Origin of the sequence: Blautia segnis (assembly GCF_014287535.1) — a bacterium.
In the GTDB taxonomy this organism is placed as follows: domain Bacteria; phylum Bacillota; class Clostridia; order Lachnospirales; family Lachnospiraceae; genus Blautia_A; species Blautia_A acetigignens.
Genome location: NZ_JACOOT010000003.1, coordinates 170,636 through 196,812 on the forward strand (window position 1 = coordinate 170,636; position 26,177 = coordinate 196,812).

The following is a 26,177-nucleotide window of genomic DNA, read 5'->3' on the forward strand; positions in this document are numbered from 1 at the left end:
GTGAAATGCTGTTTCTGACAGCTAAGAATTAGATGAATCCAAAAGGGGAGCTGTAAAAATGGCTCCCCTTTTCTTAATGAAAAAGGGAAGGGAGGCACAACACTTTGGAATATGCAATTCAGTTAAAAAATGTTACCAAAACATTTGGAAAAGTTGTTGCCAACAAAAATGTAAGCCTTGATGTAAAAAAAGGCGAGATCCTCTCCCTCCTGGGAGAAAACGGAAGCGGTAAGACTACCCTTATGAATATGATCTCCGGTATCTATTTTCCGGATTCAGGGGAAATCCTTGTTGATGGGAAGAGAGTCGAGATCCGCTCACCAAAAGATGCTTATGATCTGGGAATCGGTATGATCCACCAGCATTTTAAGCTGATCGATGTATTCAGTGCCACAGAAAATATTGCTCTTGGACTTGACAAAAAACAGAAATTCGATCTGAAAGAGGTTCGGAAAAAAGCACAGGCTATTTGTGACAGATATCATTTTGACCTGGATCTGAACCAGAAGGTCTATGAGATGAGTGTGTCTCAGAAACAGACTCTGGAGATTGTAAAGGTACTTTACCGAGGCGCGAACATCCTGATTCTGGATGAGCCTACTGCAGTGCTTACACCTCAGGAAACAGAACGTCTCTTTGAAGTAATCCGTAATATGAAGGCAGATAACAAATCTGTTATTATCATCACACACAAGCTTCATGAAGTATTAGAGATTTCTGATCAGGTTGCAATTCTCAGAAAAGGCGAATATATAGGTACAGTAAACACCAGTGAAGCTACAGAGAATTCTCTGACAGAGATGATGGTAGGCAAAAAGGTAGAACTGAACATTGCCCGTTCCGCACCTGTGAATCCTGTGAAACGTCTGGAAATATCTCATCTGACTGTATATAATCGCGAGGAAATCAAGATACTGGATGACGTAAGCTTTGATGTTTATGGAGGAGAAGTCCTGGGAATCGCAGGTATTTCCGGAAATGGCCAGAAGGAGCTTCTGGAAGCCATTGCAGGACTTCAGATCACAGCGCAGGGAAGCAGCATTGAGTTCTATGAGCGCGGCAAAGAAGATCAGCCTATTCAGCTGGTTGGTAAAACACCAAAAAAGATCCGCGATGCAGGCGTTCACCTTGCATTTGTTCCGGAGGATCGTCTTGGCATGGGACTGGTAGGCTCTATGGGTATGACCGGAAATATGCTTCTTAAAAGCTATGGAAAAGGCTCATCCCCGATTACAGATATGCGTACTCCAAGAAAAATGGCAGAAAAGGTAAAAGAGGAGCTGGAGGTTGTAACTCCAAGCCTGAATACTCCTGTATCCCGTCTGTCCGGCGGAAATGTGCAGAAGGTTCTGGTGGGCCGTGAGATTGCAGAGGCACCTACTGTACTGATGACTGCATATGCGGTAAGAGGTCTTGATATCAATACCTCCTACACAATTTATAATCTTCTGGATGAAGAGAAAAAAGAAGGAGTTGCAGTTGTCTACGTTGGTGAAGATCTGGACGTTCTTATTGATTTGTGTGACCGTATCCTTGTGCTTTGCGGCGGTAAGGAGAACGGCATTCTGGATGCCAGAACTACTACCAAGGAAGAAGTGGGACTTCTTATGACAAATCTTCGGAAGGAGGGAAAATAAATGAGCGAAGTAAAAACAAAAGAGCCCTTGATCCGAATTATTAAGCGTGACAGAAGCAGCTTTGGCTATAAGGTATGGGTTCGGGCAGCTGCCATTATTCTGGCACTGGTCGTAGATGCTATTTTCATTTATAGTGTAACCGGGCTAAATCCGCTGTCTGTATACGGAGTTATGTTAAACGGAACCTTTATGACAAGCATCCGTTTTTCCTGGGCAATGCGAGATCTGGTAACCCTGCTTTGCATTGGTATTGCCCTTGCTCCTGCGTTTAAAATGCGCTTCTGGAATATTGGTGCAGAAGGTCAGGTGCTTGTAGGCGGTCTTGCGACAGCTATGATTATGGTAAAATTCGGAGGAAGCCTTCCTACACCGGTGCTTTTTCTGGTAATGTTTCTTACAAGTGTGATCGCCGGCGGTCTTTGGGGATTTATTCCGGCAGTATTTAAAGCATATTGGAATACCAACGAGACTCTTTTCACCCTGATGATGAATTACGTTGCAACAAGTATTGTTGCATGTATGACGAACATTCTCAGAGGAAAGGCCTCCAGTCTTGGAAAACTGAACATGTCCACACAGGCCGGATGGTTTCCGCAGTTTATGGGACAGAGATACAACCTCAATATTCTTATTGTTGTAATTCTGATGTTTGTTATGTTTTTCTATCTGAAATATTCCAAACAGGGTTATGAGATCACAGTAGTAGGTGAATCCGAAAATACTGCAAGATATGCCGGAATCAACGTAAAATGGGTCACCATCCGTACTATGATCATTTCCGGTGCAATCTGCGGTCTGGTAGGATTCCTGATCGTAGCCGGAAGAGATCAGACAATTTCCACCACATCTGCCGGTGGAAACGGATTTACTGCTATTATTGTTGCATGGCTTGCAAAATTCAATACTTTTTATATGGCATTGATTTCATTTTTGCTGATCTTCCTTTCCAAGGGCGCATCAGAAATTGCTTCTGCATACAGTCTGAATGATTATGCAGCAAGTATTATCGAAGGAATTATCCTGTTCTTTATTCTGGGAAGTGAATTCTTTATTAATTACAAGATGATCTTCCGGGGTTCCAAAAAGGAGGTGCACTAAATGAGTAATCTGATTGCGTGGATCATCAGGGCAATTCCATTTGGAACCATCATTATGTTTGGCTCCATGGGAGAAATTACTACTGAGAAATCCGGAAACCTGAATCTTGGTGTTCCGGGAATTATGTACCTTGGCGGTTTTGCCGGCTTTGCCAGCTCTTATTTCTATGAGAAAAATGCTGCAGACCCAAAAGGATGGATATGTGTGCTTCTGGCACTTACAGCAGCAATTGCGGCATCTATGCTCGGTGGGCTGATCTTCAGCTTCCTGACCATTACCTTACGTGCAAACCAGAACGTAACCGGTCTTGCTCTTACAACCTTTGGTATGGGTGTTGCCAACTTTTTCGGTGTATTTATTTTAAATGGTGCAAGCTATACAGCGGCACCTCTTGCCTATGCATCTTTTTCAAAGAAGATTCCGTTCCTGTCAACGAAGCTTGGAATTATCAGTAAAACGGTATTTCCTTATGGCTTTCTGGTGTATGCGGCAATTATTATTGCCATTGTACTTCACTATATACTGAACAAAACAAGAGTAGGTCTGAATCTTCGTGCAGTAGGAGAAAATCCGGGAACAGCAGATGCAGCAGGTATTAATGTTACAAAGTATAAATATCTGGCAACCTGTATTGGTGCAGGTCTTTCCGGTATTGGCGGCCTGTATTATGTACTGGATTACAACCAGGGAATCTGGGCAACTACAGGACAGATTGAAGCTCTTGGCTGGCTGGCTGTTGCGCTTGTAATTTTCACTACTTGGAAGCCGCTGAATGCAATCTGGGGTGCTTACCTGTTTGGAATGCTCTACTGGCTGTATCAGTTCCTTCCGAGTATTCTTGGAATTAAGGTGGCAAGCTATATTACCGATCTGATCCAGATGGTTCCGTATGTGGTTACTATCGTGGTTCTGATCGTGGTAAGCTTCCGCAAGAAAAAAGAAAATCAGCCTCCGGAAAGTCTGGGACTTTCCTACTTCCGAGAGGAAAGATAAGAGATTTTTGGAAATCCTCTGTGCAGATGTTTCTGGCATCTGCATGGGGGATTCTTTTATGTACAAACCCATGGAATTATGTGTGGCAGGAAGGCGAAAGTCAGGAGTTAACAGTTTGTGAAAAAAAGGTGTCCTCGTTCAAAAATGTTTACAAAATATTGCAAAAATGTTATATTATCTTTAACTGACACAGGCAAATGAGATCAGAAAGGAATATAAATTATGAAGAAAAGATATGTTCTTGCTGCCCTGGCAGCAATGGTAGTACTGGCAGGATGCGGGGGGAAAGCTTCCACAGACAATACAGATACACAGAACACACAGGATGCCCAGGACGATTCTGCAGCAGCATCTATGGATGACGATGAGCTGTCTGAGCTGGACCCGGAATTTTCCCAGGATCTGGAGAGCAATGAGGAAATCGATGCCGTGGATGATACAGAAGAGACAGCACTGGATCCCATCACTCCATCTGATTATCTTGTGAAAAATGCTTCCGATTACGTTACCATTGGTGATTACAGCGATGTGGAAGTGACCAAGTACACCTATGAGATCACAGATGACATGGTGCAGGAGGAAATTCAGGAAGAACTGGAGAGCTACAGCGAGGAAGAGTCTACAAATGCACCTTCTGAGGATGGCAATATTGTATATATGAATTTAACTGCTACAGTTGACGGCGAGGCCGGGGATGAGGAAGAAACCTTTATCATTCTCGGACAGGAAGAATACGGCGCTGAGTTTGATGAGAAGCTGACAGGCGTTTCTGCTGGGGATCAGCTTGATTTTTCCGTCACATACGGGGATGATACCTGGCAGGAGGACTGGCAGGGCAAAACCGTGGACTTCAAAGTAGAAGTAACGGATGTCACCAAATCCAACACGCCAGAGTACAACGACGATTACGTAAAGAACAACACAGACTACGACACCAAGGCAGACTACGAAGCAGCCGTAAAGGAAAACCTGCAGCAGAGCTATGACGAGCAGAGCACCTATGATGCGGAAGAGGAGCTGATCACGGCCTGCGTGGCAAAAACAGAGTTTACAGGCGAGTATCCGGATGCCCTGTTTGAATCCTGCAAGGAGGAAGTGCTTTCCGGCTACACCATGTTCATGGAAGATGGGGAGGAAGTAAGCGACGTTCTGGAAATGTTCGGCGTTTCCGAGTCCGATATTGAAGAAGAAGCCAAAAATCTTGTAAACCGCAGGCTGTTTATTGCTGCATATGTACAGGCAAATAATGTAGAGGTTACGGAAGAGGAATATGTAGATTATGTAAAAGAATACGCTGCATACTATGGTGAAACTGCAGCAGATTTTGAAGCCTTATATACAAGAGAGACCATTGTGAATGCCCTTTATGAAAGCAAGGTTACCGGACTTCTCATGGAGCAGGCAAAGGTAACAGAGGTTCCATATACAGCAGATACCTATGGAGATGAAGAGTCTGATGATGCCGAAAATATTGATGATATGGAAATGGTAGAAGAGGGCGAAGGGGGAATTGGCGAGTAGCAGTTGTATATTTTTAGCCTTTTTTAATAATTTTTAGTCTTTTAATTTTGTGATATATATGATATAGTAATTGATACGCGACAATGGACGGACAGCAATCTGGAGAGGTGATTCAGAGAGTTTGTCCGCCCATTTATTGTATGGACAAAGTAGATTTGCCCAATAATCACTTTATCGTGTGAAAAAGGAGGAATAAGATGAAATTTTCAGAAATGCCTTACAACCGCGTTGATTTTCCGGCTGTAATCGCTCAGGGAAAGGAAATCATCCAGAGAGCTTCCCAGGCGAAAAGCGGGGAAGAGCAGTTTGAAATCCATCAGGAATTTTACAAGCTGTTAGATCATGTTAACACTCTCTACACAATTGCACATATCCGCAGAGATGGGAATGTGGCAGATGCGTTTTATGAGGAAGAGAATGCTTATTATGATGAGATGCTTCCAGAGCTGACAGCCTTGGGAAATGAATATCAGAAGGTACTTTTTGCTACTCCATATCGTGCGTATATGGAAGAGAAGATCGGACCGGTTGCATTTAAATCCATGGAACTGGAGATGAAATGCTTTAATGATAGTCTGATTCCCCTTATGCAGGAAGAGAATACATTGTCTACCCGTTACAGAAAGCTGATCGCTTCCGCTAAGATTATGTGGGAGGGAGAGGAATTGAATCTTTCCCTTATGAGTAAATACATGCGCTCATCAGATCGCGATACCCGTAAGAAAGCATGGGCTGCTTATGCCGGCTTCTTTGAAGATAATCAGGAAGAGCTTGATGAAATTTATGATCAGCTGGTAAAGAACCGAACCAAACAGGCACAGATGCTTGGCTTTGAGAATTTTATTGATATGGGATACTGCCGCATGAATCGTAATTCCTATACCAAAGAGGACATTCAGAAGCTTCGTGACCAGATTAAGAAAGTATTTGTACCGCTTGCTTCGAAGATGCATAAGAATCGCCAGGCCCGTCTTGGCGTGGAGCAGCTTCATTATTATGATATTGGTGTGTATTTCCCACAGGGAGATCCGGCTCCAATCGGTACACCGGAAGAGATCCTTGAAAGCGGACGTAAGATGTATACAGAGATGTCTGCTGAGACAAAAGATTTCTTCAATATGATGATGGAGAACGAACTTTTTGATGTATTTGGACGTAAGAATAAGGCTACAGGCGGCTACATGACTGAGCTTCCGGACTACGGCGTACCGTTCATTTTTGCAAACTTTAATGGTACAAGTGGTGATGTGGATGTAATTACACATGAGTGCGGACATGCCTTCCAGAGTTATGTGGCTGGCAAAGATCCTATTAAAGATCATTACCGTTATCTGACTATGGAGACAGCAGAAATTCATTCCATGTCTATGGAATTTTTCGCAGAGCCATGGATAGAGCTTTTCTTCGGAGAAAGAGGAGAAGATTATCGTAAGATGCATCTGGAGGATGCAATTGACTTTATTCCTTATGGAACTATGGTAGATGAATTCCAGCATATTGTATATGGCAATCCGGAGATGACACCGAAGGAACGCAGAGATGCATGGAAGCAGCTTGAGAAGGAGTATCGTCCGTTCCTGGATGTTACCGGCTGCAAATTCCTGGAAGATGGAAGATACTGGCAGAGACAGCATCATATTTATGAGCTTCCGTTCTATTATATTGATTATGTGCTTGCACAGCTTTGTGCATTCCAGTTTAAGATTCGTATGGAAAAAGACCAGGCTGATACATGGGCTGCATATATGAAGCTTTGTGAGCTTTCTGCAAGTGATTTTTATCCGTCCATGCTGAAGCAGGTCGGACTTACTGTTCCTTTTGAAGAGGGTTGTATCCAGAAAATCGTAGCGGGGCTTGATAAGAAGCTGGTACAGTGAATATAGCAGATACTTAATTTTCGCTGCACCAGATTGAGATTTTCTGAGAAACCAGAAGAAATGTGAGGCGTATTTGTGAAGAAATATGGGAATGATTACCGTCAGAACGGGAAACAATTTGAATATACCGGGAAATGGCACAGCACCAAAGCAGAGGCTAAGGAACTGAAGCAATATGCATGGAGCTATACAGGTCTGATGATTGCGGCTATGATTGTATATGTGGCAGGACTTATGATAAATAATGCAGGAAGCCGTGTTTTCTGGGTGCTGATTCCTTTCGTGACGATGATTTTTCCCATTTCCTATGGAATCATGGGAGGGGTGTCCCTTCTCCTCTTTTGCAGAAATCAGGAGGGGAAAGGGCAGACATCCCAGGTGGTGATTCCGGAGGAACATGTGGGCCATATGACCCGTGCACAATACGAAAAAGGAATACGCCGTCCGGTAAGATGCAGCATCGCAATTGTCGGATTTGCATTTTTTACATGTGTGGCAGACTTGATTCTGATACTTTTGAAGCCCACGGATCTTGTATTAACCAGGGAACTATTATTCGAGGTGGCTAGTGCCATAACTTTAACACTGGGAAGTGTTACTGCTGTGCAAAGCTGCCAAACTAAAGCGAAATTCACAATTTTTGAATAAAAATCTTTCAGTTTTTGACAAAAATGGACAAAATTCCAGTCATTAACTATTGCGTAAGCAGTAAAACATGATAAAATAGAAGAGCACAGAACAACACCAGAGGGGTTGTGGCAGCGGCTGTCCTTAATGGATAGTTACAATAAAATTTATCAAAGGAGGATAAGATATGAGCAAGAAGAAGTTAATGGCCCTGTTATTAACAGGTGTCATGGCAGCATCAACAGTGAGCGTACCTGTTTTTGCTGAAGAGGCTGAGGGAGGTTCTTCCGATACACCACTTGTTATTGGACAGACTAACTTCTCCGAGAAATTCAGCGGATTATTCCACGAGACAGTTCCGGATCAGCAGATCGCAGAGAATGTAGGTGAGTATCTGTTCGGAAGTGACCGTACAGGTGCCATTATTTATAATGGTATCGAAGGCGAGACACGTGAGTATAACGGAACGGATTATACTTACACAGGACTTTCCGATGTAACTGTTACAGAGGGCGAGGATGAGACTGTATACAATTTCAAACTTCGTGAGGATGTAACATTTTCTGACGGTGAGCCTCTTACCGCAGATGACCTGATTTTCACATATTATGTACTTTCTGATACAGATTATGATGGAAATGCAACATTCTATTCCACCAATATCAAAGGTATGAAAAATTACCGTCTGAATTCCACAGCAGCAGATTCCATCACAGATGAAGATGTTGCGAATACACTTGCAGATATGCCAGATGAAGTTGCTGCAAGAGTGAAAGATGAGCTGATGGTTCCGCTTCTTACATCTGAGTATGAGTGGGCTCAGACTGCATGGGAAGATTATGCAGATGATTACGGCGTTGCAAACGGAGATGAGTTCTTCGCAATGCTTTACGCAAAAGATGAGAACTATTCTGTAGATGGCAAGGATCAGGATACTATCATTAATGAAATCGCAGATCAGTATGGCAAGGATTATCTTGCACTTGCAGCTGCATATGGCGATGAAGCATTCTTCGATGAAGATGCAGCAACAATCGCTTCCGAGTACCTGGTAGAGCAGAAAACTGCTGCAGGTGAGGGTGAGGAAGTTGCTAATATCGAAGGTATTAAGAAGCTTGGTGATTACGAGGTTGAGGTTACCACAGATGGTTTCGAGGCAACTACAATTTATCAGCTTGGTGTAATCGTTGAGCCAATGCACTATTATGGAGATGCCTCTCTCTATGATTATGATAACAACCAGTTCGGTTTCACAAGAGGAGACCTCTCTGCTGTACGTGATAAATCCAACCAGCCACTTGGCGCAGGTCCGTACAAATTTGTGAAATATGAGAACAAGACTGTATACATGGAAGCAAACGAGAACTACTACAAGGGTGCTCCTAAGACTAAGTACCTCCAGTGGCGTGAGACTTCCGATGCAGATAAGATTGCCGGTGTTGAGCAGGGTACAATCGACCTTTCCGATCCATCCGGAAGCAAATCTGCATTTGATCAGATTAAGAGCATCAACGGAAATGATGAACTCAGCGGTGATAAGATCATCGTTAACGCAACAGACAACCTTGGATATGGATACATTGGTCTTAACGCAAACACAATCAATGTTGGCGGAGAGCCAGGATCTGATGCTTCCAAGAATTTAAGAAAAGCACTTACAACTGTACTTGCTGTATATCGTGATGTAGCAATTGACTCTTACTATGGAGATGCTGCTTCCGTAATCAACTATCCGATCTCCAATACATCCTGGGCAGCTCCTCAGAAATCTGATGCAGATTATCAGGTGGCTTACTCTGTAGATGTTGATGGAAATCCGCTTTACACAGATGATATGACAGATGATGAGAAGTTTGCAGCAGCAACACAGGCAGCTCTTGGCTTCTTCGAGGCAGCCGGATACACTGTAGAAAACGGCAAAGTAACAGCAGCTCCGGAAGGTGCAAAGATGAGCTATGAGATCATCATCGGTGCTGATGGAAGTGGAGATCACCCAAGCTTTGCAATTCTTACAGATGCAAAGGCAGCTCTTGAGTCCATCGGATTTACACTTGACATCAACGATGTTACAGACTCCAATATTATGTGGGATGCTTTAAATGCAGGTACTGCAGAAATGTGGGCAGCTGCATGGCAGGCAACAGTGGATCCTGATATGTATCAGGTTTACCACAGCGCAAGTGTAAAGAGCAATTACTACCACATTAATGATGAAACACTGGATCAGGATATTATTGATGCCCGTTCTACAGCTGATCAGGAATACAGAAAATCTGTTTACAAACAGTGCCTGGATATTATTCTTGACTGGGCAGTTGAGATTCCGATCTATCAGAGACAGAACTGCGTTATTTACAGCCCTGAGCGTATCAATGCAGATACCTTTACAAAAGACGTTACCACATTCTATTCATGGTATAACGATATCACTAATATCGAAATGAACTAAAGGTATAAAAGAAAAATGACCTGTTAGCGCAGTGGGTCCACCTTGATAAGGGGACCCACTGCCTTACTGGCAGTATGCCTTGGGTTACGGTAGAATCCGTGCCCGGTAAAAGAGAAGGCCGTTGATATGTGGCCAGGCGACTGCACAGTATACCGGCTGTAATCGGCAGACGGACAGAACCGGCAGGACACACTGCCAGTAAGAACGAAAAGTCAGATTTCTTGCCTGATACTGGAAAGGACAAATTTAAGAATGAAGAAGTTTATTGTACGTCGTGTACTTTTGGGAGCGATGATCCTATTCTTCGTTTCCATGATTATCTATTCAATTGAGAGAGCCCTTCCTACTTCTTATGTAGAAGGAAGAGCCCGTGACATGTCAATGAAACAGGGTGCTAAGCCCTATGATGAGCTGGTTGCTGAGCTGAATGCTTCGTATGGTCTGGATAAGCCGGTCCTGGAAGGATATTTTGTATGGCTCGGAAAAGCTATTCATGGTGAGTTTGGAGAATCCTGGATTTTCCATCAGCCTGTAACAAAGAAATTTTCCAGCGTTATCTGGTATTCCTTTGCGCTGGCATTGGCCGCATTCCTGTTGGAAATAATTATTGCCATACCTTTGGGTATTATATCGGCAACGAAACAGTATAGCAGGGTCGATTATGCAGTTACCGTTTTTGCACTGATTGGTATTTCCCTGCCTTCCTTTTTCTTTGCCACTATTCTGAAATGGATTTTCTCTATTAATTTAAAATGGGTTGACCTGTATGGTATTGTAAGCCGTATGCATGAGTCCTACGGAAGTGTAGGTAAGGTGCTTGATATGGCACAGCACATGATTCTTCCTGTCATTACGCTGACCATCGTAAGTGTTGGTTCCCTTATGCGTTATACAAGAACTAATATGCTGGAGGTTCTGAATGCAGACTATATCCGCACTGCCAGAGCGAAAGGTGTTTCAGAGAAAAAAGTAGTTTCCCATCATGCTTTCCGTAATACGCTGATCCCGATCATCACTATTCTCGGAAGTACACTTCCCAATCTGTTTGGTGGAGCGATGATCACAGAGACTCTGTTCCAGATTCCGGGAATCGGATATACATCCTATCAGGCACTGACTCAGGGAGATATTCCGTTTACCATGTTCTATATGGTATTCCTGGCGTTTCTGACATTAACCGGCAATCTGATCGCAGATATTCTCTATGCTGTGGCAGATCCAAGGGTACGAGTAAATTAGGAGGAAAAACATGAGTACAGATTCAACAAAGAAAAAAGACAATCATGTCAGTACCTCCAAGGCACTGGATGATGAGCAGCGTGTAAAAATCCTTTCCCCTGGAATGCTTGTTGCGAAAAGATTCTTCCGCAATAAGCTGGCAGTGGCAGGACTTGTAATTCTGGTAACAATGTTTATATTTTCGTTTATAGGCGGTATGGTAAGTCCCTACGGCGAGAGCCAGGTCTTCCGTAAAACAGACCATGTATGGAAGGATTATGCAGGAGCTACCTATAATAAATCTTATATTTTTGAAACAGCAAATGGTGATGAATTTCCTGCACAGGGACAGCAGAAATTTATTCTTGCCACAAACAAGGGAAATGATTCCTTTGAGGCAAATGATGTAACCTATGGACTGGAGCAGAAGGGTGAAGATTATTGGGCAATTTATTCTTCAGAATCAGTAGCAACAGTTCTTACCCTGAAAGGTAAATCTACCTATAAGCAGGTTGGAAACACAGAAGTAACAGACGAAATCAAAGAGGGCTATGAAGAGGCCGTCGCAAATGATGAGAATACATTTGAAGTAGATGGCATTACTTATACCATTGAGAAAGCGGGACGTGAGAACCAGATTACTATTTCCGGTGAGGTTGCATTTGCAACTAAGAAGGTATTTAGCGCAGCAGCAAAGGATGCAGATCTTGGCTTCCAGTTCAAGCAGGCAGTGCTTGATGCAATTGAAGCCGGAGAGACTTCATTTGAATATGATGGCACTAAATATGAGCTGAATACAACAGAGGAAGAGACATCCACAGAGGTTGTAAAGGATGGAGAAGTCTACGCTACTATTTCCAATCTTCTGGTATCTCCTCAGGCAAACGGTGTATTCCTTTCTCTTTCCTTTAAAGAGGCGGTTGAGCAGGCAATTGCTGATAAAGCCACTACCTTTACGGCTATTAATGAGGCTGGTGAAGAAGAAACCTATCAGCTTCAGACTAAGAATACACAGTATGTTGTAAGAAGCCAGAAAGCGACTACTGTAAATGATACCTATTCTGCTCCGAGCAAAAAGCACTGGGCAGGAACTGATGGAAATGGTATGGATATGTTGACCAGGCTGATGTATGGCGGACGTATTTCCCTTATGATCGGATTCGTTGTTATCATTATTGAGGGTATTATCGGTATTCTTATCGGTGGTATTTCCGGTTATTTCGGAGGATGGGTAGACACCATTCTTATGCGTGTGGTTGACGTTGTAATCTGTATTCCGGCGATGCCGCTGTACATTATCATTGGTTCCGTTATGGATTATTACAAGATTGATCCGCGAATTCGAATTTATGCACTTTGTGCGATCCTTGGTATTGTAGGATGGCCTGGAATTGCACGAATGGTTCGAGGACAGATTCTGTCTCTTCGTGAGCAGGAATTTATGGTTGCAACAGAAGCTACCGGTGTTCGTATTTCAAGACGTATTTTCCGTCACCTGATTCCGAACGTTATTCCGCAGCTGATCGTTATTGCAACAATGGGACTTGGTGATGTTATCCTGATGGAGGCAACTCTTAGCTTCCTTGGAATCGGTGTTAAATTCCCATACGCTTCCTGGGGTAATATTGTAAATGCGGTAAATGATGTATACGTATTGACCAACTTCTGGTTCGTATGGATCCCGGCCGGATTCTTAATCCTGCTGACCGTTCTTGGCTTTAACTTTGTGGGTGATGGTCTTCGTGACGCATTCGACCCGAAAATGAAACGGTAGGTGCGAATATGGCATTATTTGGTAAGAAAAACGCAAACTATATCTCAGCTAAGGAAACCAAAAGAATTTCCAAAGAGAATCGAAAAATCACCAGTGAGATAGAGAAGAAGAGAAACAGAAAGAATATTCCGGAGTCAGAATATATTACTACTATGAAGAACCCGGAAAACGTAGTTGAGTTTGACAATGTTCATACTTATTTCTTTACAGATATCGGAACTGTTAAAGCTGTTGACGGTGTAAGTTTTGAAATTCCACAGGGAAAAACAGTTGGTGTCGTTGGAGAATCCGGCTGCGGAAAATCTGTAACAAGCCTTTCTCTGATGCAGCTGGTACAACGTCCTCAGGGACAGACTGTAGAAGGAGAAATCCGTTTTAATACAGGCGATAAGGCTTATAATATTGTAAATACTCCTACAAGTGTGATGCAGAAGCTTCGTGGAAATGAGCTTTCCATGATTTTCCAGGAGCCTATGACTGCACTGAATCCGGTATTCCGTATTGGTGAGCAGGTAGATGAGATTACCAAGCTTCACAATCCGGATATGAGTAAGGAACAGATAAAAGCAAGAACCATTGAAATGCTGGAGCTGGTTGGAATTGCCAACAGTGAGGGCGTTTATAAGATGTATCCCCATGAACTTTCCGGTGGTATGCGTCAGCGTGTATGCATCGCAATCGGTCTTGCATGTAATCCAAGACTGATCATTGCAGATGAGCCAACTACAGCTCTTGATGTTACTATTCAGGCTCAGATTCTGGATTTGATGCGTAATCTGAAAGATAAGATCAATTCTTCCATTATGCTGATTACTCACGACCTTGGTGTTATCGCAGAAATGGCAGACTATGTAGTTGTTATGTATGCCGGCCGTGTGGTTGAGAAAGGTACAGCAAGTGAGATTTTCAATCATCCGTCTCATCCATATACCATTGGACTTATGCGTTCCAAACCGGTTGTTGGTAAGAAGGTTGACAAGCTTTACAGTATTCCGGGTAAGGTTCCGAATCCAATTGACATGCCGGATTACTGTTACTTCCGCGACCGCTGCGAGCTTAGCTGTGATAAATGCCAGGGAAGCTATCCAGGGGTTGTGAAGTTAAGTCCGACACATGAAGTAAGCTGTTATCGTTATGCTGACCGTCCAGAAGCAGGATGGCTGGCAACTGTTCATCCGGGAGAGGGGGGAAATGCTCATGAGTGAGAATAAGACAGCAGAGAATAAAAATAAGCAGTCCGATAACATTCTGGAGGTATCCCATCTTAAGAAATATTTCCCGATCAAGGGTGGAATGTTCGGTAAGCAGGTTGGTGCCGTAAAGGCAGTTGATGATGTTTCCTTTACTTTAAAACGAGGAACAACAATGGGTCTTGTAGGAGAGTCCGGATGTGGTAAATCCACAACAGGACGTACCATCTTAAGACTGATTGAAAAGACAGACGGACAGGTACTTTTCAATGGAAAGGATGTATATGGTCTTTCCCGCAAGGAAATGCGTGATATGCGTACTAAGATGCAGATCATTTTCCAGGATCCTTATTCTTCCCTTTCTCCAAGACTTCCGGTTGGTGAGATTATTGGAGAGGCAGTAAGAGAGCACAATCTGGTACCGAAGTCTGAGTATGCAGATTATGTAACTAAGATTATGGATGACTGTGGTCTTCAGTCCTATCATAAGGATCGTTATCCTCATGAGTTTTCAGGCGGACAGAGACAGCGTATCTGCATTGCAAGAGCGCTTGCTTTGAATCCGGAATTCGTTGTGTGTGATGAGCCTGTTTCTGCGCTGGACGTTTCCGTACAGGCACAGATCATCAACCTGTTAAAGGAGCTTCAGGAAAAACGCAATCTGACCTACCTGTTTATTTCACATGACCTTTCTGTAGTTGAGCATATTTCCGATACTATCGGTGTTATGTATCTGGGAGGTCTTGTGGAGACTGGTACTACAGCAGATATTTTTGCAAATCCTCTTCATCCGTATACAGAGGCTCTGTTCTCTGCAATTCCGATGCCGGATCCGGATCTGAAGAGAAACCGTATTATCCTGGAGGGCAACATTCCTTCTCCGGCTAATCCGCCTAAGGGATGTAAGTTCCATACCAGATGCCGCAAGTGCATGGAAATCTGCAAGAACCAGGTGCCTGAGGTGAAAGATATGGGCAACGGACACAAGGTGCGCTGCCACTTATACGACTAAATAAAGCACAGGCCGGGGGATTCTCCTGGCCTGTAAAATTTTCAGGAGGTTCTATCATGGGAAAGAAGAAAAAAGAAGAATTACCGGATTACACAGTTGCAAAAATGGATGTGGATGGTATGCCCTGGAATTCCAGAAGACCGTGGCAGATCCTTCCGGGAGATCCATCTAAACACAGGAAAGAATTTGACGTAAAGGTACCGGAGCCAGGTATGGAAAGTGATATGCCGGATAACCTGTCAGCCTTTGAGAATCCGCCTATGACAAAGGAAGAGCGAAGAGGAATGATCTGGCTTTCCCTCAAAGCATCCCTCACGGTAGGTCTGATCTTCGGCGGTGCAGCCTTTTTGTTCATTCTGTTTTGCGTGTTTGTGTGGCTGAAATAAAAGAAATCTTATCAGTCCGCTATGCTGCAATACAAATTGTATGTATTTGGCAGGACACTTGACAAGCGTATCGACTCAATTTCAAGAGAGAATAGCGGCAGACAATTAATCTTGTCTGCCGTAAAATTATGCAGATCGAGCCTGTCTCAAATATCATGAAACATCCCAATCTTATCCTTAATTCGCTGCATTTCATTATCTGTTTCGATTACAGCCTGGGCAGAGCGGAGAAGCTCAGCGCTGATCTCATCATAGCCCGGAAGATCCTCAATTCCCTTCTTATAGCGAAGCTGGTGTTCAAGAGTAGCCCAGAAATCCATTCCATTGGTACGAATCTGAAGCTCTACCCGCATAGGTGTTTTACCTTTTGAGAAAAATACCGGAATCTCTACAATCATATGATAGCTGCGGTAGCCATTGGACTTAGGATTTTTAATGTAGTCCTTGACCTTGAGGACTTTAATATCATCCTGTCCTGCAATCAGGTTTGCAACAGTATAAATATCGTCAATAAATGCACAGACTACCCGCACTCCTGCAACATCATTCAGATACTCCTGAATATTCTCCGCCGTGAAATCATATCCCAGCTTTTGAAGCTTACGGTAAATACTTTCTGGCTTCTTGATTCTTGTCTTAATAAAAGAAATAGGATTTCTCTTATATTCAACAGAAAATTCGTCATCCAGTACTTCAAGCTTGGTCTGCACCTCACGAATTGCGCAGCGGTACATCATCATCAGGTCATTAAACTTGGCAGCATTATTAATAAATTTCTGTGGATCTGGTGTATCCAGCCATGTCATTTTAGTTTGTTCTTCAGTCATAGTAATCTCCATTCTTGTTCCGGAAGTTTGAAGCCTGTATGAAAAATTATTTCTAAATATAATAAAACAGGCTATACACATACATGTTTTTATTATACATGAAAATCTTATATTAGGCAAATTTTCTGTTCTCTAAAGGAAAAGACAAATGTAAAAAACAGATCTGAAACAGGTCTGTTTTTTTACATTTTTTTTACTTTTCCGGGATAGTGTATTTTACATATGGACGGTAATATACAGACTGTAATCGCGAGAGAGAGAAAAAAACAAGGACCGCGAAGAAAAGGAGAAAATAATCATGAAAAAAGGTTTAGCAGTAGCGATGGCGGCGTTATTAGGAGTAGCAACAATGGGTACAACAGCAATGGCAGCAGCTTCCGGAGATATTACAATCTGTTCCAGAGAGGATGGTTCCGGTACAAGAGGTGCATTCATTGAACTGTTTGGAATTGAAGAAAAAGATGCAGATGGAAATAAAGTAGACAACACTACAGAGGCAGCTAAAATCACAAATAGTACTTCTGTTATGTTAAGCACAGTAGCACAGGATGAGAATGCAATCGGATATGTTTCACTTGGCTCCCTGAATGATAGTGTTACAGCTGTAAAAATTGACGGAGCAGAAGCAACAGCAGAAAATATTGAGTCTGGTGATTATAAAGTAGTTCGTCCGTTTAACATTGCAACAAAGGATGATGTAAGCGAAGCAGCACAGGATTTTATCAATTACATTATGAGTGCTGACGGACAGGCTGTAATTGAAGAAAACGGATACATTTCCGTTGGAGACGAACCGGAATATGAAGCTGCAGATGTAGAAGGAAAAGTTGTAGTAGCCGGATCTTCTTCTGTAACTCCGGTAATGGAGAAGCTTGCTGAAAGCTATAAAGAAGTAAATGATAAAGTAGACATCGAGGTTCAGCAGAGTGATTCTACAACTGGTATGACATCTGCAATTGACGGACTTTGCGATATCGGTATGGCATCACGTGACTTAAAAGACAGCGAAACTGAGGCTGGTCTTACTGCAACTGTAATTGCAAAGGATGGTATTGCAGTAATTGTAAACAATGACAGTGGTGTAGCTGAGCTTACAAGCGATCAGGTAAAGGATATCTACACAGGTAACATCACTACATGGGAAGATCTTGCAAAATAATAATCTGAACTTGCAAACTGGAAAAACTTCCCAAATAAAGGAACGGACTTTATGAAATCAATTAATGAAAAGGTAATGAAAATCGTGTTCCTTGTAGCGGCCTGCACTTCTGTGCTGGCCGTTGCATTAATCTGTATCTTCTTATTCGCAAACGGAATTCCGGCAATGGCGAAAATCGGCCTGCCAGATTTCCTGTTTGGAATGAAGTGGAAACCATCTAACGGACTTTACGGAATTTTCCCATTTATCCTTGGAAGTATTTACGTAACAGCAGGAGCCATTGTGGTTGGTGTTCCAACAGCTCTTCTGCTTGCAATTTTCCTTGCATTTTATTGTCCAAAGCAGTTGTATTCTCCATTAAAAGCAATGGTAAATCTTCTTGCCGGAATCCCTTCAGTTGTATATGGATTTTTTGGTCTGACTGTATTTGTACCGCTGCTGCGTCAGCTTACAGGTCATGATGGAAGCACAATGCTTACTGCTTCCGTGCTTCTTGGAATTATGATACTCCCAACAGTTACAGGAGTTGCGGAGCCGGCTTTGAAAAGCGTTCCGACAAGTTACTATGAAGGAGCACTGGCACTTGGGGCAACTCATGAAAAAAGCGTGTTTGGAACTGTATTTCCGGCAGCGAAATCCGGCGTATTAGCAGGTGTTGTACTTGGAATCGGTCGTGCTATCGGTGAGACAATGGCGGTCATTATGGTAGCCGGAAACCAGACCTGGATGCCTCAGGGACTGTGTAAAGGACTTCGTACCATGACCGCAAATATTGTTATTGAAATGGGCTATGCGACTGACCTTCATAGAGAAGCGCTGATTGCAACAGGTGTAGTATTGTTCGTATTTATCCTGATCATCAACCTATGCGTATCAGCCCTGAAAAGGAGGACAGAAGATGAGTAAAAGCAGATCTTCTTACTGGAAGAATCATCCGGGCTCAGCAGTGCTTCGGCTTCTGGTGTGGTTATCAGCTGTGATCACAGTGGCAGTTATGGCATTCCTGGTAGGATTTATTCTGATAAAAGGTGTAGGAAATCTGAAACCGGAGCTGTTTGCACTGGAATATAATTCAGAAAATGCATCCCTGATGCCGGCACTTATTAACACGCTGATTATCACACTACTATCACTTTTGATCGCAGTGCCGTTTGGTATTTTTGCAGCAATATATTTGGTGGAATATGCAAAAAAAGGAAGCAAGCTTGTAAAAATAATTCGTATAACAACAGAGACATTGCAGGGAATTCCATCTATCATTTTTGGTTTATTTGGACTTTTATTTTTCAGTACTGCACTTCACTGGGGATACTCTTTATTATCAGGAGCTATGACTTTGGTAATCATGATCCTTCCTCTGATCATCCGTACTACAGAAGAGGCACTTATTGGTGTTCCGGATGCATACAGAGAAGCCTCCTTTGGACTTGGTGCAGGAAAGCTTCGTACTGTTTTTAAGGTAGTACTTCCAAGTGCCATACCAGGAATCCTTTCCGGAGTGGTCCTTGCAACAGGCCGTATTGTAGGTGAGACAGCAGCACTTATTTACACAGCTGGTGCAGTTGCAAAGGTTCCATCCAGTCTTATGGGTTCAGGCCGAACTCTTGCAGTGCATATGTATGTACTTTCCAGTGAGGGTCTTTATATGGATCAGGCTTATGCAACTGCAGTTATCCTTCTGGTTTTTGTACTGGTACTGAACTGGATTTCCGGATTTTGTGCAAAAAGACTTGGCAAAGCTGCAAACGGTCAGTGATTTAACCGAATCAAGTAAGTCCCCTAAGACGGTTGCGAAAAGCAATAAGTAGCAAAGCGGATTATATCCGCTTGCCATAATACTTTGTAATTATGATGAAAGGCAGAGAAAAGCAGCCGAGATGCTTTTCAAAGGAGAATATGGGTAAAATTAATGTGGAAAACATGGATTTGTACTATGGACAGTTCCATGCTTTAAAGAATATTAATCTGGATATTCCGGAAAAGAAAATTACAGCATTTATCGGTCCAAGCGGATGTGGAAAATCCACTTTGTTAAAGTCATTAAACCGTATGAACGATCTGGTTGAGGGCTGTAAGATTACAGGTGATATACGGTTGGACGGTGAAGATATTTATGGGAATATCGATGTAAATCTTCTCAGAAAACGTGTAGGAATGGTATTCCAAAAACCAAATCCGTTCCCTATGAGTATTTATGATAATATTGCATATGGACCTCGTACACATGGCATTCATTCCAAAGAAAAGCTGGATGATATTGTGGAAAGAGCACTTCGAAATGCATCTATCTGGGATGAAGTAAAAGATCGCCTGAAGAAAAGTGCGCTTGGAATGTCAGGTGGACAGCAGCAAAGACTTTGCATTGCAAGAGCTCTTGCAGTAGAGCCGGAGGTTCTTCTTATGGACGAGCCTACCTCTGCTTTGGATCCGATTTCTACATCTCATATTGAGGATCTGGCATTGGAATTAAAGGACCGTTACACCATTGTGATCGTGACTCATAATATGCAGCAGGCAGCTCGTATTTCGGATAAAACAGCCTTTTTCCTGCTGGGTGAGATCATCGAATATAACGATACTACGGAGCTGTTTTCAAGACCACAGAATAAGAAAACAGAAGAGTATATCACAGGGAGGTTCGGTTGATATGAGAGATTTATATAATGCAAAGCTTGCCAGACTTTCAGATGAAATCATGGAAATGGGAAATCTGTGCGGACAGGCAATAATGAAAACCTGTCAGCTTCTGGCAAGTGTGGAAATTTGCGAAACAGCATCAAAGGAAATTGGAAAAATCGAGAAAGAAATTGATGATAAAGAGCATAATATTGAAGCACTTTGTATGCAGCTGCTTTTGAAACAGCAGCCGGTAGGAACGGATCTGAGAAAGATTTCAGCAGCCCTTAAGATGGTTACAGATATGGAAAGAATCGGAGATCAGGCTACAGATATTGCAGAAATTATGCTTACAGGAAGTGTACATGTTCCGGTTACTGCGATTCCTCTTCAGGAAATGGCTGAGCATGCAATGCATATGGTAAATGACAGTGTCACAGCTTACGTAGAAGAGAAAAGTGATTTAGCTAAAAAGGTAATCGACAGTGATGATCTGCTGGATAATCTTTTTAATCAGATAAGAAAAGCTTTGGATATGAATCGTATGGGGTATTCCGGTGATGAAATCCTTGATCTTCTTATGATTTCAAAATATTACGAAAGAATCGGAGATCACGCTACGAATATTGGTGAATGGGCTGAATTTTCCGTAGATGGAATTCACAGAAACGGAGACAGCATAAGCGATTTGTTTAATCCGAATTCATTGTAAAACAAAACTCCCGCCAGTGGCTAAAAGCATCAGCTGGCAGGAGCTTTTTTTATTTTAAAACTGGTAATTTTTATGTCTTTTAAAGAAATCCTTTGTTTCCTTTACTACTACGCCGCTTAAAGCAAGCAGTGCGATCAGGTTCGGGAAAGCCATCAGGGCATTGAAGATATCTGCAATATTCCATACAGCAGCAACTGTCATGTAAGGTCCGATAAATACGCAGATAATATATAACCAACGGTAGGTTTTTACAGCTGTCATGTTACGATCAAACAGATACTCAAGACAGCGTTCACCATAGTAATCCCATCCGAGGATGGTTGTAAATGCGAAGAAAACCAGGCACAGCATAAGTGCAAAGGAAGCAAATTGTGGTGGGAAAGGAAGTCCTTTCTGGAATGCTGCCGTGGTAATAGCGACGCCTTCAAGTCCTGTGTTCCAGGTTCCTGTAATAACGATGGAAAGACCTGTCATGGTACAGATTACGATGGTATCAATGAAAGTACCTGTCATGGAAACGAGACCCTGACGAACAGGTTCCTTTGTCTGAGCTGCTGCTGCAGCAATAGGAGCACTTCCAAGACCGGATTCATTGGAGAAAATACCGCGGGCAATACCTTTTTGCATTGCAATAACCATGGTTCCCATGGCGCCGCCTGCAAGGGCACTTCCGTTAAATGCTGTTTTTACGATAGTAACGATTGCTGCCGGAACAGCCGTAATATTTGTGATGACAATGATCAGCGCAAGTACTACGTACAGAACTGCCATAAACGGTACAACAATCTGGGATACCTTAGCAATACGCTGGATACCGCCAAGAACTACAAGTCCTACACATAAAGTAAGAATCAGGCAGGCGATAACAGTTGCCCAGGAATATGTATTTCCGAAAAGGGAAACGGTGTGAACGGTATCCGGATCAAAGAAGTTCTTCACTGCAGAAGCAATACCGTTTACCTGTGTAAAAGTACCGATTCCGAAAAGACCAACTCCTGCTCCGAAAAATGCGAAGATCTTTGCAAGCCATCTCCACTGCTTTCCCATACCGTTTTCAATGTAGTAGAAAGGTCCGCCAAGTACATGGCCTTCCTTATCAATGGTACGGTATTTGATTGCGAGAAGACCTTCTGCGTATTTGGTTGCCATTCCGAAGAATGCGGCAACGATCATCCAGAATAAGGCTCCCGGTCCGCCGGCTGCGATAGCAGTAGCAACACCTACAATATTTCCGGTTCCGATGGTAGCTGACAAAGCTGTGCAAAGAGCACCAAAGCTTGTAACCTCACCTTCCCCGCCTTCTTCATTTCGTACCATGAATTTCAGTGCTTTTCCAAGATGCCTTACCTGTAAAAAGCCTAACCGAACGGTTAAAAGGAATCCTGTGATCAGGATCAGAATGATAAGCGGAAGTCCCCAAACGACTCCGTCAAACCAGGTGATAAAGTTGTTGATTTGTGTAAACATGTTCTCTTTCCTCCATCCTTTTGCCTGAGAGATTAACAGCATGATACATGCTGCGTACACCTTCGGCGCTCTTCCATTTATTTTTTGAAGAGACTCTCCTGAGTTTACGAATACACCGTGCCAGAAATGTACGGCAGTGACGGCCATTCGTGTTGTGTGGAAACACACTAGAACACAGGGTATCACAGTTGAAAATAATTTTCAATATGTTTTTGCAAAAAAGATTTTTATTTGCAAAGAAAAAGATTGTTGCTTCCTGCCGGAAAAAATTTTAACTTTATCAATAATATGAAATTGACATGAAATTCAGCAGTAAGTTATAATAGAGCAAATATTTTTTGTAAGCACTGCTGTTTTCGGGTGTATGGGCTATGAGCCTGTTTTTTCCTACATCAACTGGGAAGAGAAAAAGGAACTGGTAGAAAGCGGCGACATAGACTGTGTCTGGGGAAGTTTTACCATTGATGGATACCGGATCTGTGTTATAATACCTGAAGAGAATACAAGGAGGCCAGCTATGAGTACAAATACATCTGATATTATGGTAAAAATGATTCAGTTTTCCAATGGAAACAGACATGACATCAATCATTTTATGAAAGTATACACCTACGCCAAAACCATCGCGGAAAGTGAAAATGTTTCTGAGAAGGATTTGATTACCGTTGAAACTGCAGCAATCGTCCATGACATTGCCTGCCCTCTTTGCAGGGAAAAATACGGAAACACCAATGGGAAATACCAGGAAAAAGAAGGCATTCTGTTAGCGGAAGAGTTTCTAAAAGACACAGATCTGCCGGAAGAAATCAAGAAACGGGTTGTTTTTCTGGTGGGACATCATCACACCTTAACCGGTATTGACGGCATTGACTACCAGATCCTTCTGGAAGCAGACTACCTGGTAAATGCAGATGAATCTGGCTATTCAGAGGGCAATATCAGCAACACGAAGCGGAAGCTTTTTAAAACCAAAACAGGTCTTAGATTGCTGGAAGCAGTTTATGGCATTTAATGCCGCATAAAAATTTCACAAAAAACATCTTGACCATAAAACAATCTCACGCTATAATACCGCATATAAATTTTCGTGCAAAGAGCAGACAAAGGGGTCTGAAAAATCCCATTGTCTGCTCTTTTTTTTCTGCGAAAATCTGTATATCAGAATTTTCCACACAGATTGAGAGGAGGAACATCATGAGACTGAATCCAAAGGAACAGGAAAAATTAATGCTTCATATGGCAGGAAATCTTGCCAAAGAGAGAAAGAACAGAGGTCTGAAGCTGAATTATGTGGAGGCGCTTGCGTATATCAGTTCTGAGCTTCTGGAGCTTGCAAGAGATGGAAAAACAGTGGTAGAGCTGATGCAGCTTGGAACCAAAATTCTTACAAAAGGCGATGTAATGGACGGCGTAGCTGATATGATCGGTGAAGTCCAGGTAGAAGCTACCTTTCCAGACGGAACCAAGCTTGTAACCGTACACAACCCAATTCAGTAAGGAGGAAGATCAGCATGAAAATCGGTGAAATTATGGCTGGGAATCGTGAGATTACACTTAACGAAGGCAAAAAAACAGTGACAGTAACAGTGGCAAACAAAGGCGACAGACCGGTTCAGGTTGGTTCCCATTTTCATTTCTTTGAAGTAAACAAATGCCTTTCTTTTGACCGGGAAAAAGCCTACGGATACCATCTGGACATCCCTTCCGGCACCTCTGTAAGATTTGAGCCGGGAGAAGAAAAAGAAGTCCAGCTTACCGAAATGGGCGGCAGAAAAAGAGTATTCGGCTTAAATGATCTCACCCGCGCCCAGGCAACAGAGGACACCAAAGCAGCATCTGTGGAAAATGCAAAATTAAAAGGATTTCTGTAAGGAGGGACAACAATGAGTACAAAAATTTCCGGAAGCAAATATGCAGCAATGTATGGCCCGACTACAGGAGATAAAGTACGTCTGGCAGATACAAGCCTTGTGATCGAAGTAGAAAAAGACTATACCACCTATGGCGATGAAGTAAAATTCGGCGGCGGCAAAAGCATCCGTGACGGCATGGGACAGTCTGTAAAAACCTGCAGCAAGGACGGTGATCTTGACCTTGTGATCACCAATGCCCTGATCGTGGATTCCACCGGAATCGTCAAAGCTGACATTGGAATCAAAGACGGCAAAATCGCAGGAATCGGAAAAGCAGGAAACCCGGACATTATGGACGGCGTAACACCTGGAATGACAGTAGGCGCATCTACAGAAGCCCTGGCAGGAGAGGGAATGATCGTAACAGCAGGGGGAATTGACACCCACATTCATTTCATCAGTCCTCAGCAGATCGACTGTGCGCTGTACAGCGGCGTAACCACCATGATCGGCGGAGGAACAGGCCCGGCAGACGGCACAAACGCCACCACCTGTACCCCGGGACCATGGAACTTGAGAATGATGTTAAAAGCAGCAGAAGAGTATCCTATGAACCTTGGCTTCCTTGGCAAAGGCAACTGCTCCGATGAAGCACCTCTCATCGAGCAGGTAAAAGCCGGGGCAATGGGACTGAAAATACATGAGGACTGGGGCGCAACACCGGCAGTTATCAACCACTGCCTGAATGTGGCAGATGAATATGATGTGCAGGTGGCAATTCACACAGACACCCTGAATGAGGGCGGATGCGTAGAAGACACCCTGGCAGCCATCGGCGGAAGAACCATCCATACCTATCATACAGAAGGAGCAGGCGGCGGCCATGCACCGGACATCATCCGCGCGGCAGCAGCGCCAAATGTGCTTCCATCCTCCACGAACCCCACAATGCCATACACTGTAAACACCCTGGATGAGCATCTGGACATGCTGATGGTTTGCCATCATCTGGACAAAAGAATTCCGGAAGATGTGGCATTTGCTGATTCCCGAATCCGACCGGAGACTATTGCTGCAGAGGATGTTCTTCACGACATGGGAATTTTCAGCATGATGAGCTCCGACTCTCAGGCAATGGGACGTGTAGGCGAGGTCATCACACGTACCTGGCAGACTGCAAGCAAAATGAAAGATGAAAGAGGCGCACTTCCGGAAGATGCAGGCCATGATAACGACAACTTCCGTGTAAAACGCTACATCTCCAAATATACCATCAACCCGGCCATCACCCACGGTATTTCCCAGTATGTAGGCTCTGTGGAAACCGGAAAATTCGCAGACCTGGTTCTGTGGAATCCTGCATTTTTCGGGGCAAAACCGGACATGATCATCAAAGGCGGCATGATCATTGCCTCCAAGATGGGAGATGCAAATGCTTCCATTCCGACTACCCAGCCGGTATGCTATCAGCCAATGTTCGCAGCCCACGGAAAAGCAAAAAACGAAGCATGCCTGACCTTTGTATCCCAGGCTGCCATGGATGAAAATGTAAAAGAAAAATATGGTCTGGAAAAGACTGTAGTGCCTGTAAAGGGCTGCAGAAATATCAGCAAAAAGGACATGGTATTCAACGACAGAACACCGGAATTAACAGTTGATCCGGAGACCTATAAGGTAACTGTTGACGGGGAAGAGATCACTTCCAAACCAGCCGAGAAGCTTCCGCTGACTCAGCTTTACAGCCTGTTTTAAGAAGAGGAG

23 protein-coding genes and 1 riboswitch are annotated in these 26,177 nt (G+C 43.2%); of the genes, 21 read left to right on the forward strand and 2 right to left on the reverse strand.

The genetic code is table 11. The features are described from left to right. Positions 1-104 precede the first annotated feature (104 nt). From H8S54_RS01515 to H8S54_RS01570, 12 genes are all read left to right on the forward strand, one after another. Positions 105-1,637, forward strand: a complete 1,533-nt coding sequence (locus tag H8S54_RS01515) for an ABC transporter ATP-binding protein (RefSeq protein ID WP_117850666.1) — start codon at positions 105-107, stop codon at positions 1,635-1,637. After that, entirely contained in the window at positions 1,638-2,735 is a 1,098-nt protein-coding gene (locus tag H8S54_RS01520; RefSeq protein ID WP_186900736.1) for an ABC transporter permease, read from the forward strand. Beyond that, positions 2,736-3,728 (forward strand): ABC transporter permease, encoded by a 993-nt coding sequence (locus tag H8S54_RS01525; RefSeq protein WP_021925727.1) that lies wholly within the window; start codon positions 2,736-2,738, stop codon positions 3,726-3,728. Positions 3,729-3,950: 222 nt separating this feature from the next. After that, positions 3,951-5,249 carry a trigger factor gene (locus H8S54_RS01530; RefSeq protein WP_186900737.1) on the forward strand — a complete coding sequence of 433 codons (1,299 nt, stop codon included), beginning with the start codon at positions 3,951-3,953 and terminating at the stop codon, positions 5,247-5,249. A 197-nt stretch (positions 5,250-5,446) separates the two neighbouring features. Beyond that, a complete protein-coding gene (locus H8S54_RS01535; RefSeq protein ID WP_186900738.1) occupies positions 5,447-7,126 on the forward strand; it encodes a M3 family oligoendopeptidase in 1,680 nt (559 codons plus the stop codon). Between the two features lie 75 nt (positions 7,127-7,201). Continuing rightward, entirely contained in the window at positions 7,202-7,774 is a 573-nt protein-coding gene (locus H8S54_RS01540; protein WP_186900739.1) for a hypothetical protein, read from the forward strand. A 166-nt stretch (positions 7,775-7,940) separates the two neighbouring features. After that, a complete protein-coding gene (locus tag H8S54_RS01545) occupies positions 7,941-10,202 on the forward strand; it encodes an ABC transporter substrate-binding protein (RefSeq protein ID WP_186900740.1) in 2,262 nt (753 codons plus the stop codon). Positions 10,203-10,454: 252 nt separating this feature from the next. Then, a complete protein-coding gene (locus tag H8S54_RS01550; protein WP_173767283.1) occupies positions 10,455-11,441 on the forward strand; it encodes an ABC transporter permease in 987 nt (328 codons plus the stop codon). Between the two features lie 10 nt (positions 11,442-11,451). Beyond that, complete coding sequence (locus tag H8S54_RS01555; RefSeq protein WP_243176586.1) at positions 11,452-13,194, forward strand: ABC transporter permease; 1,743 nt, start codon at positions 11,452-11,454, stop codon at positions 13,192-13,194. Positions 13,195-13,202: 8 nt separating this feature from the next. After that, positions 13,203-14,399: an ABC transporter ATP-binding protein gene (locus tag H8S54_RS01560; RefSeq protein WP_173767285.1), complete on the forward strand. Its 1,197-nt coding sequence runs from the start codon at positions 13,203-13,205 to the stop codon at positions 14,397-14,399. Continuing rightward, on the forward strand, positions 14,392-15,396 hold the full coding sequence (locus tag H8S54_RS01565) for an ABC transporter ATP-binding protein (protein WP_117850650.1): 1,005 nt from the start codon (positions 14,392-14,394) through the stop codon (positions 15,394-15,396). Before H8S54_RS01560 ends, H8S54_RS01565 begins: the two co-directional genes overlap by 8 nt. A gap of 56 nt (positions 15,397-15,452) precedes the next feature. Beyond that, positions 15,453-15,782: a hypothetical protein gene (locus H8S54_RS01570; RefSeq protein WP_117850648.1), complete on the forward strand. Its 330-nt coding sequence runs from the start codon at positions 15,453-15,455 to the stop codon at positions 15,780-15,782. Between the two features lie 146 nt (positions 15,783-15,928). Here the strand turns inward: H8S54_RS01570 and H8S54_RS01575 are convergent, their stop codons facing one another. Beyond that, the gene (locus H8S54_RS01575) at positions 15,929-16,609 is read right to left on the reverse strand and encodes a GTP pyrophosphokinase (RefSeq protein WP_021925809.1); all 681 of its coding nucleotides are present in this window, start codon (positions 16,607-16,609) and stop codon (positions 15,929-15,931) included. A 298-nt stretch (positions 16,610-16,907) separates the two neighbouring features. On the opposite strand from H8S54_RS01575, the gene H8S54_RS01580 reads away from it, so the two are divergent. The 5 genes from H8S54_RS01580 (at position 16,908) to phoU (ending at position 21,096) form a co-directional block, all read left to right on the forward strand. Then, positions 16,908-17,768, forward strand: coding sequence for a substrate-binding domain-containing protein (locus H8S54_RS01580; RefSeq protein ID WP_186900741.1), 861 nt, complete (start codon positions 16,908-16,910; stop codon positions 17,766-17,768). 51 nt (positions 17,769-17,819) lie between these two features. Then, the gene (pstC, locus tag H8S54_RS01585; RefSeq protein WP_173767291.1) at positions 17,820-18,674 is read left to right on the forward strand and encodes a phosphate ABC transporter permease subunit PstC; all 855 of its coding nucleotides are present in this window, start codon (positions 17,820-17,822) and stop codon (positions 18,672-18,674) included. Next, the gene (gene pstA / locus H8S54_RS01590; protein WP_186900742.1) at positions 18,667-19,524 is read left to right on the forward strand and encodes a phosphate ABC transporter permease PstA; all 858 of its coding nucleotides are present in this window, start codon (positions 18,667-18,669) and stop codon (positions 19,522-19,524) included. Before pstC ends, pstA begins: the two co-directional genes overlap by 8 nt. A gap of 140 nt (positions 19,525-19,664) precedes the next feature. Beyond that, positions 19,665-20,414 (forward strand): phosphate ABC transporter ATP-binding protein PstB, encoded by a 750-nt coding sequence (pstB, locus tag H8S54_RS01595; RefSeq protein ID WP_021925805.1) that lies wholly within the window; start codon positions 19,665-19,667, stop codon positions 20,412-20,414. Between the two features lies 1 nt (position 20,415). Next, positions 20,416-21,096: a phosphate signaling complex protein PhoU gene (phoU, locus tag H8S54_RS01600; protein WP_186900743.1), complete on the forward strand. Its 681-nt coding sequence runs from the start codon at positions 20,416-20,418 to the stop codon at positions 21,094-21,096. 54 nt (positions 21,097-21,150) lie between these two features. Here the strand turns inward: phoU and H8S54_RS01605 are convergent, their stop codons facing one another. Beyond that, a complete protein-coding gene (locus tag H8S54_RS01605; RefSeq protein WP_021925803.1) occupies positions 21,151-22,563 on the reverse strand; it encodes an alanine/glycine:cation symporter family protein in 1,413 nt (470 codons plus the stop codon). 2 nt (positions 22,564-22,565) lie between these two features. Then, a riboswitch (glycine riboswitch) is annotated at positions 22,566-22,674 on the reverse strand. 406 nt (positions 22,675-23,080) lie between these two features. Between H8S54_RS01605 and H8S54_RS01610 the strand changes: the two genes are divergently transcribed. From H8S54_RS01610 to ureB (H8S54_RS01625), 4 genes are all read left to right on the forward strand, one after another. Then, complete coding sequence (locus H8S54_RS01610) at positions 23,081-23,575, forward strand: HD domain-containing protein (RefSeq protein WP_021925802.1); 495 nt, start codon at positions 23,081-23,083, stop codon at positions 23,573-23,575. A gap of 182 nt (positions 23,576-23,757) precedes the next feature. Next, complete coding sequence (gene ureA / locus H8S54_RS01615) at positions 23,758-24,060, forward strand: urease subunit gamma (protein ID WP_021925801.1); 303 nt, start codon at positions 23,758-23,760, stop codon at positions 24,058-24,060. Positions 24,061-24,074: 14 nt separating this feature from the next. Then, positions 24,075-24,434, forward strand: coding sequence for an urease subunit beta (gene ureB / locus H8S54_RS01620; protein ID WP_021925800.1), 360 nt, complete (start codon positions 24,075-24,077; stop codon positions 24,432-24,434). A gap of 12 nt (positions 24,435-24,446) precedes the next feature. Beyond that, positions 24,447-26,168: an urease subunit beta gene (ureB, locus tag H8S54_RS01625; RefSeq protein WP_186900744.1), complete on the forward strand. Its 1,722-nt coding sequence runs from the start codon at positions 24,447-24,449 to the stop codon at positions 26,166-26,168. Positions 26,169-26,177: the final 9 nt, after the last annotated feature.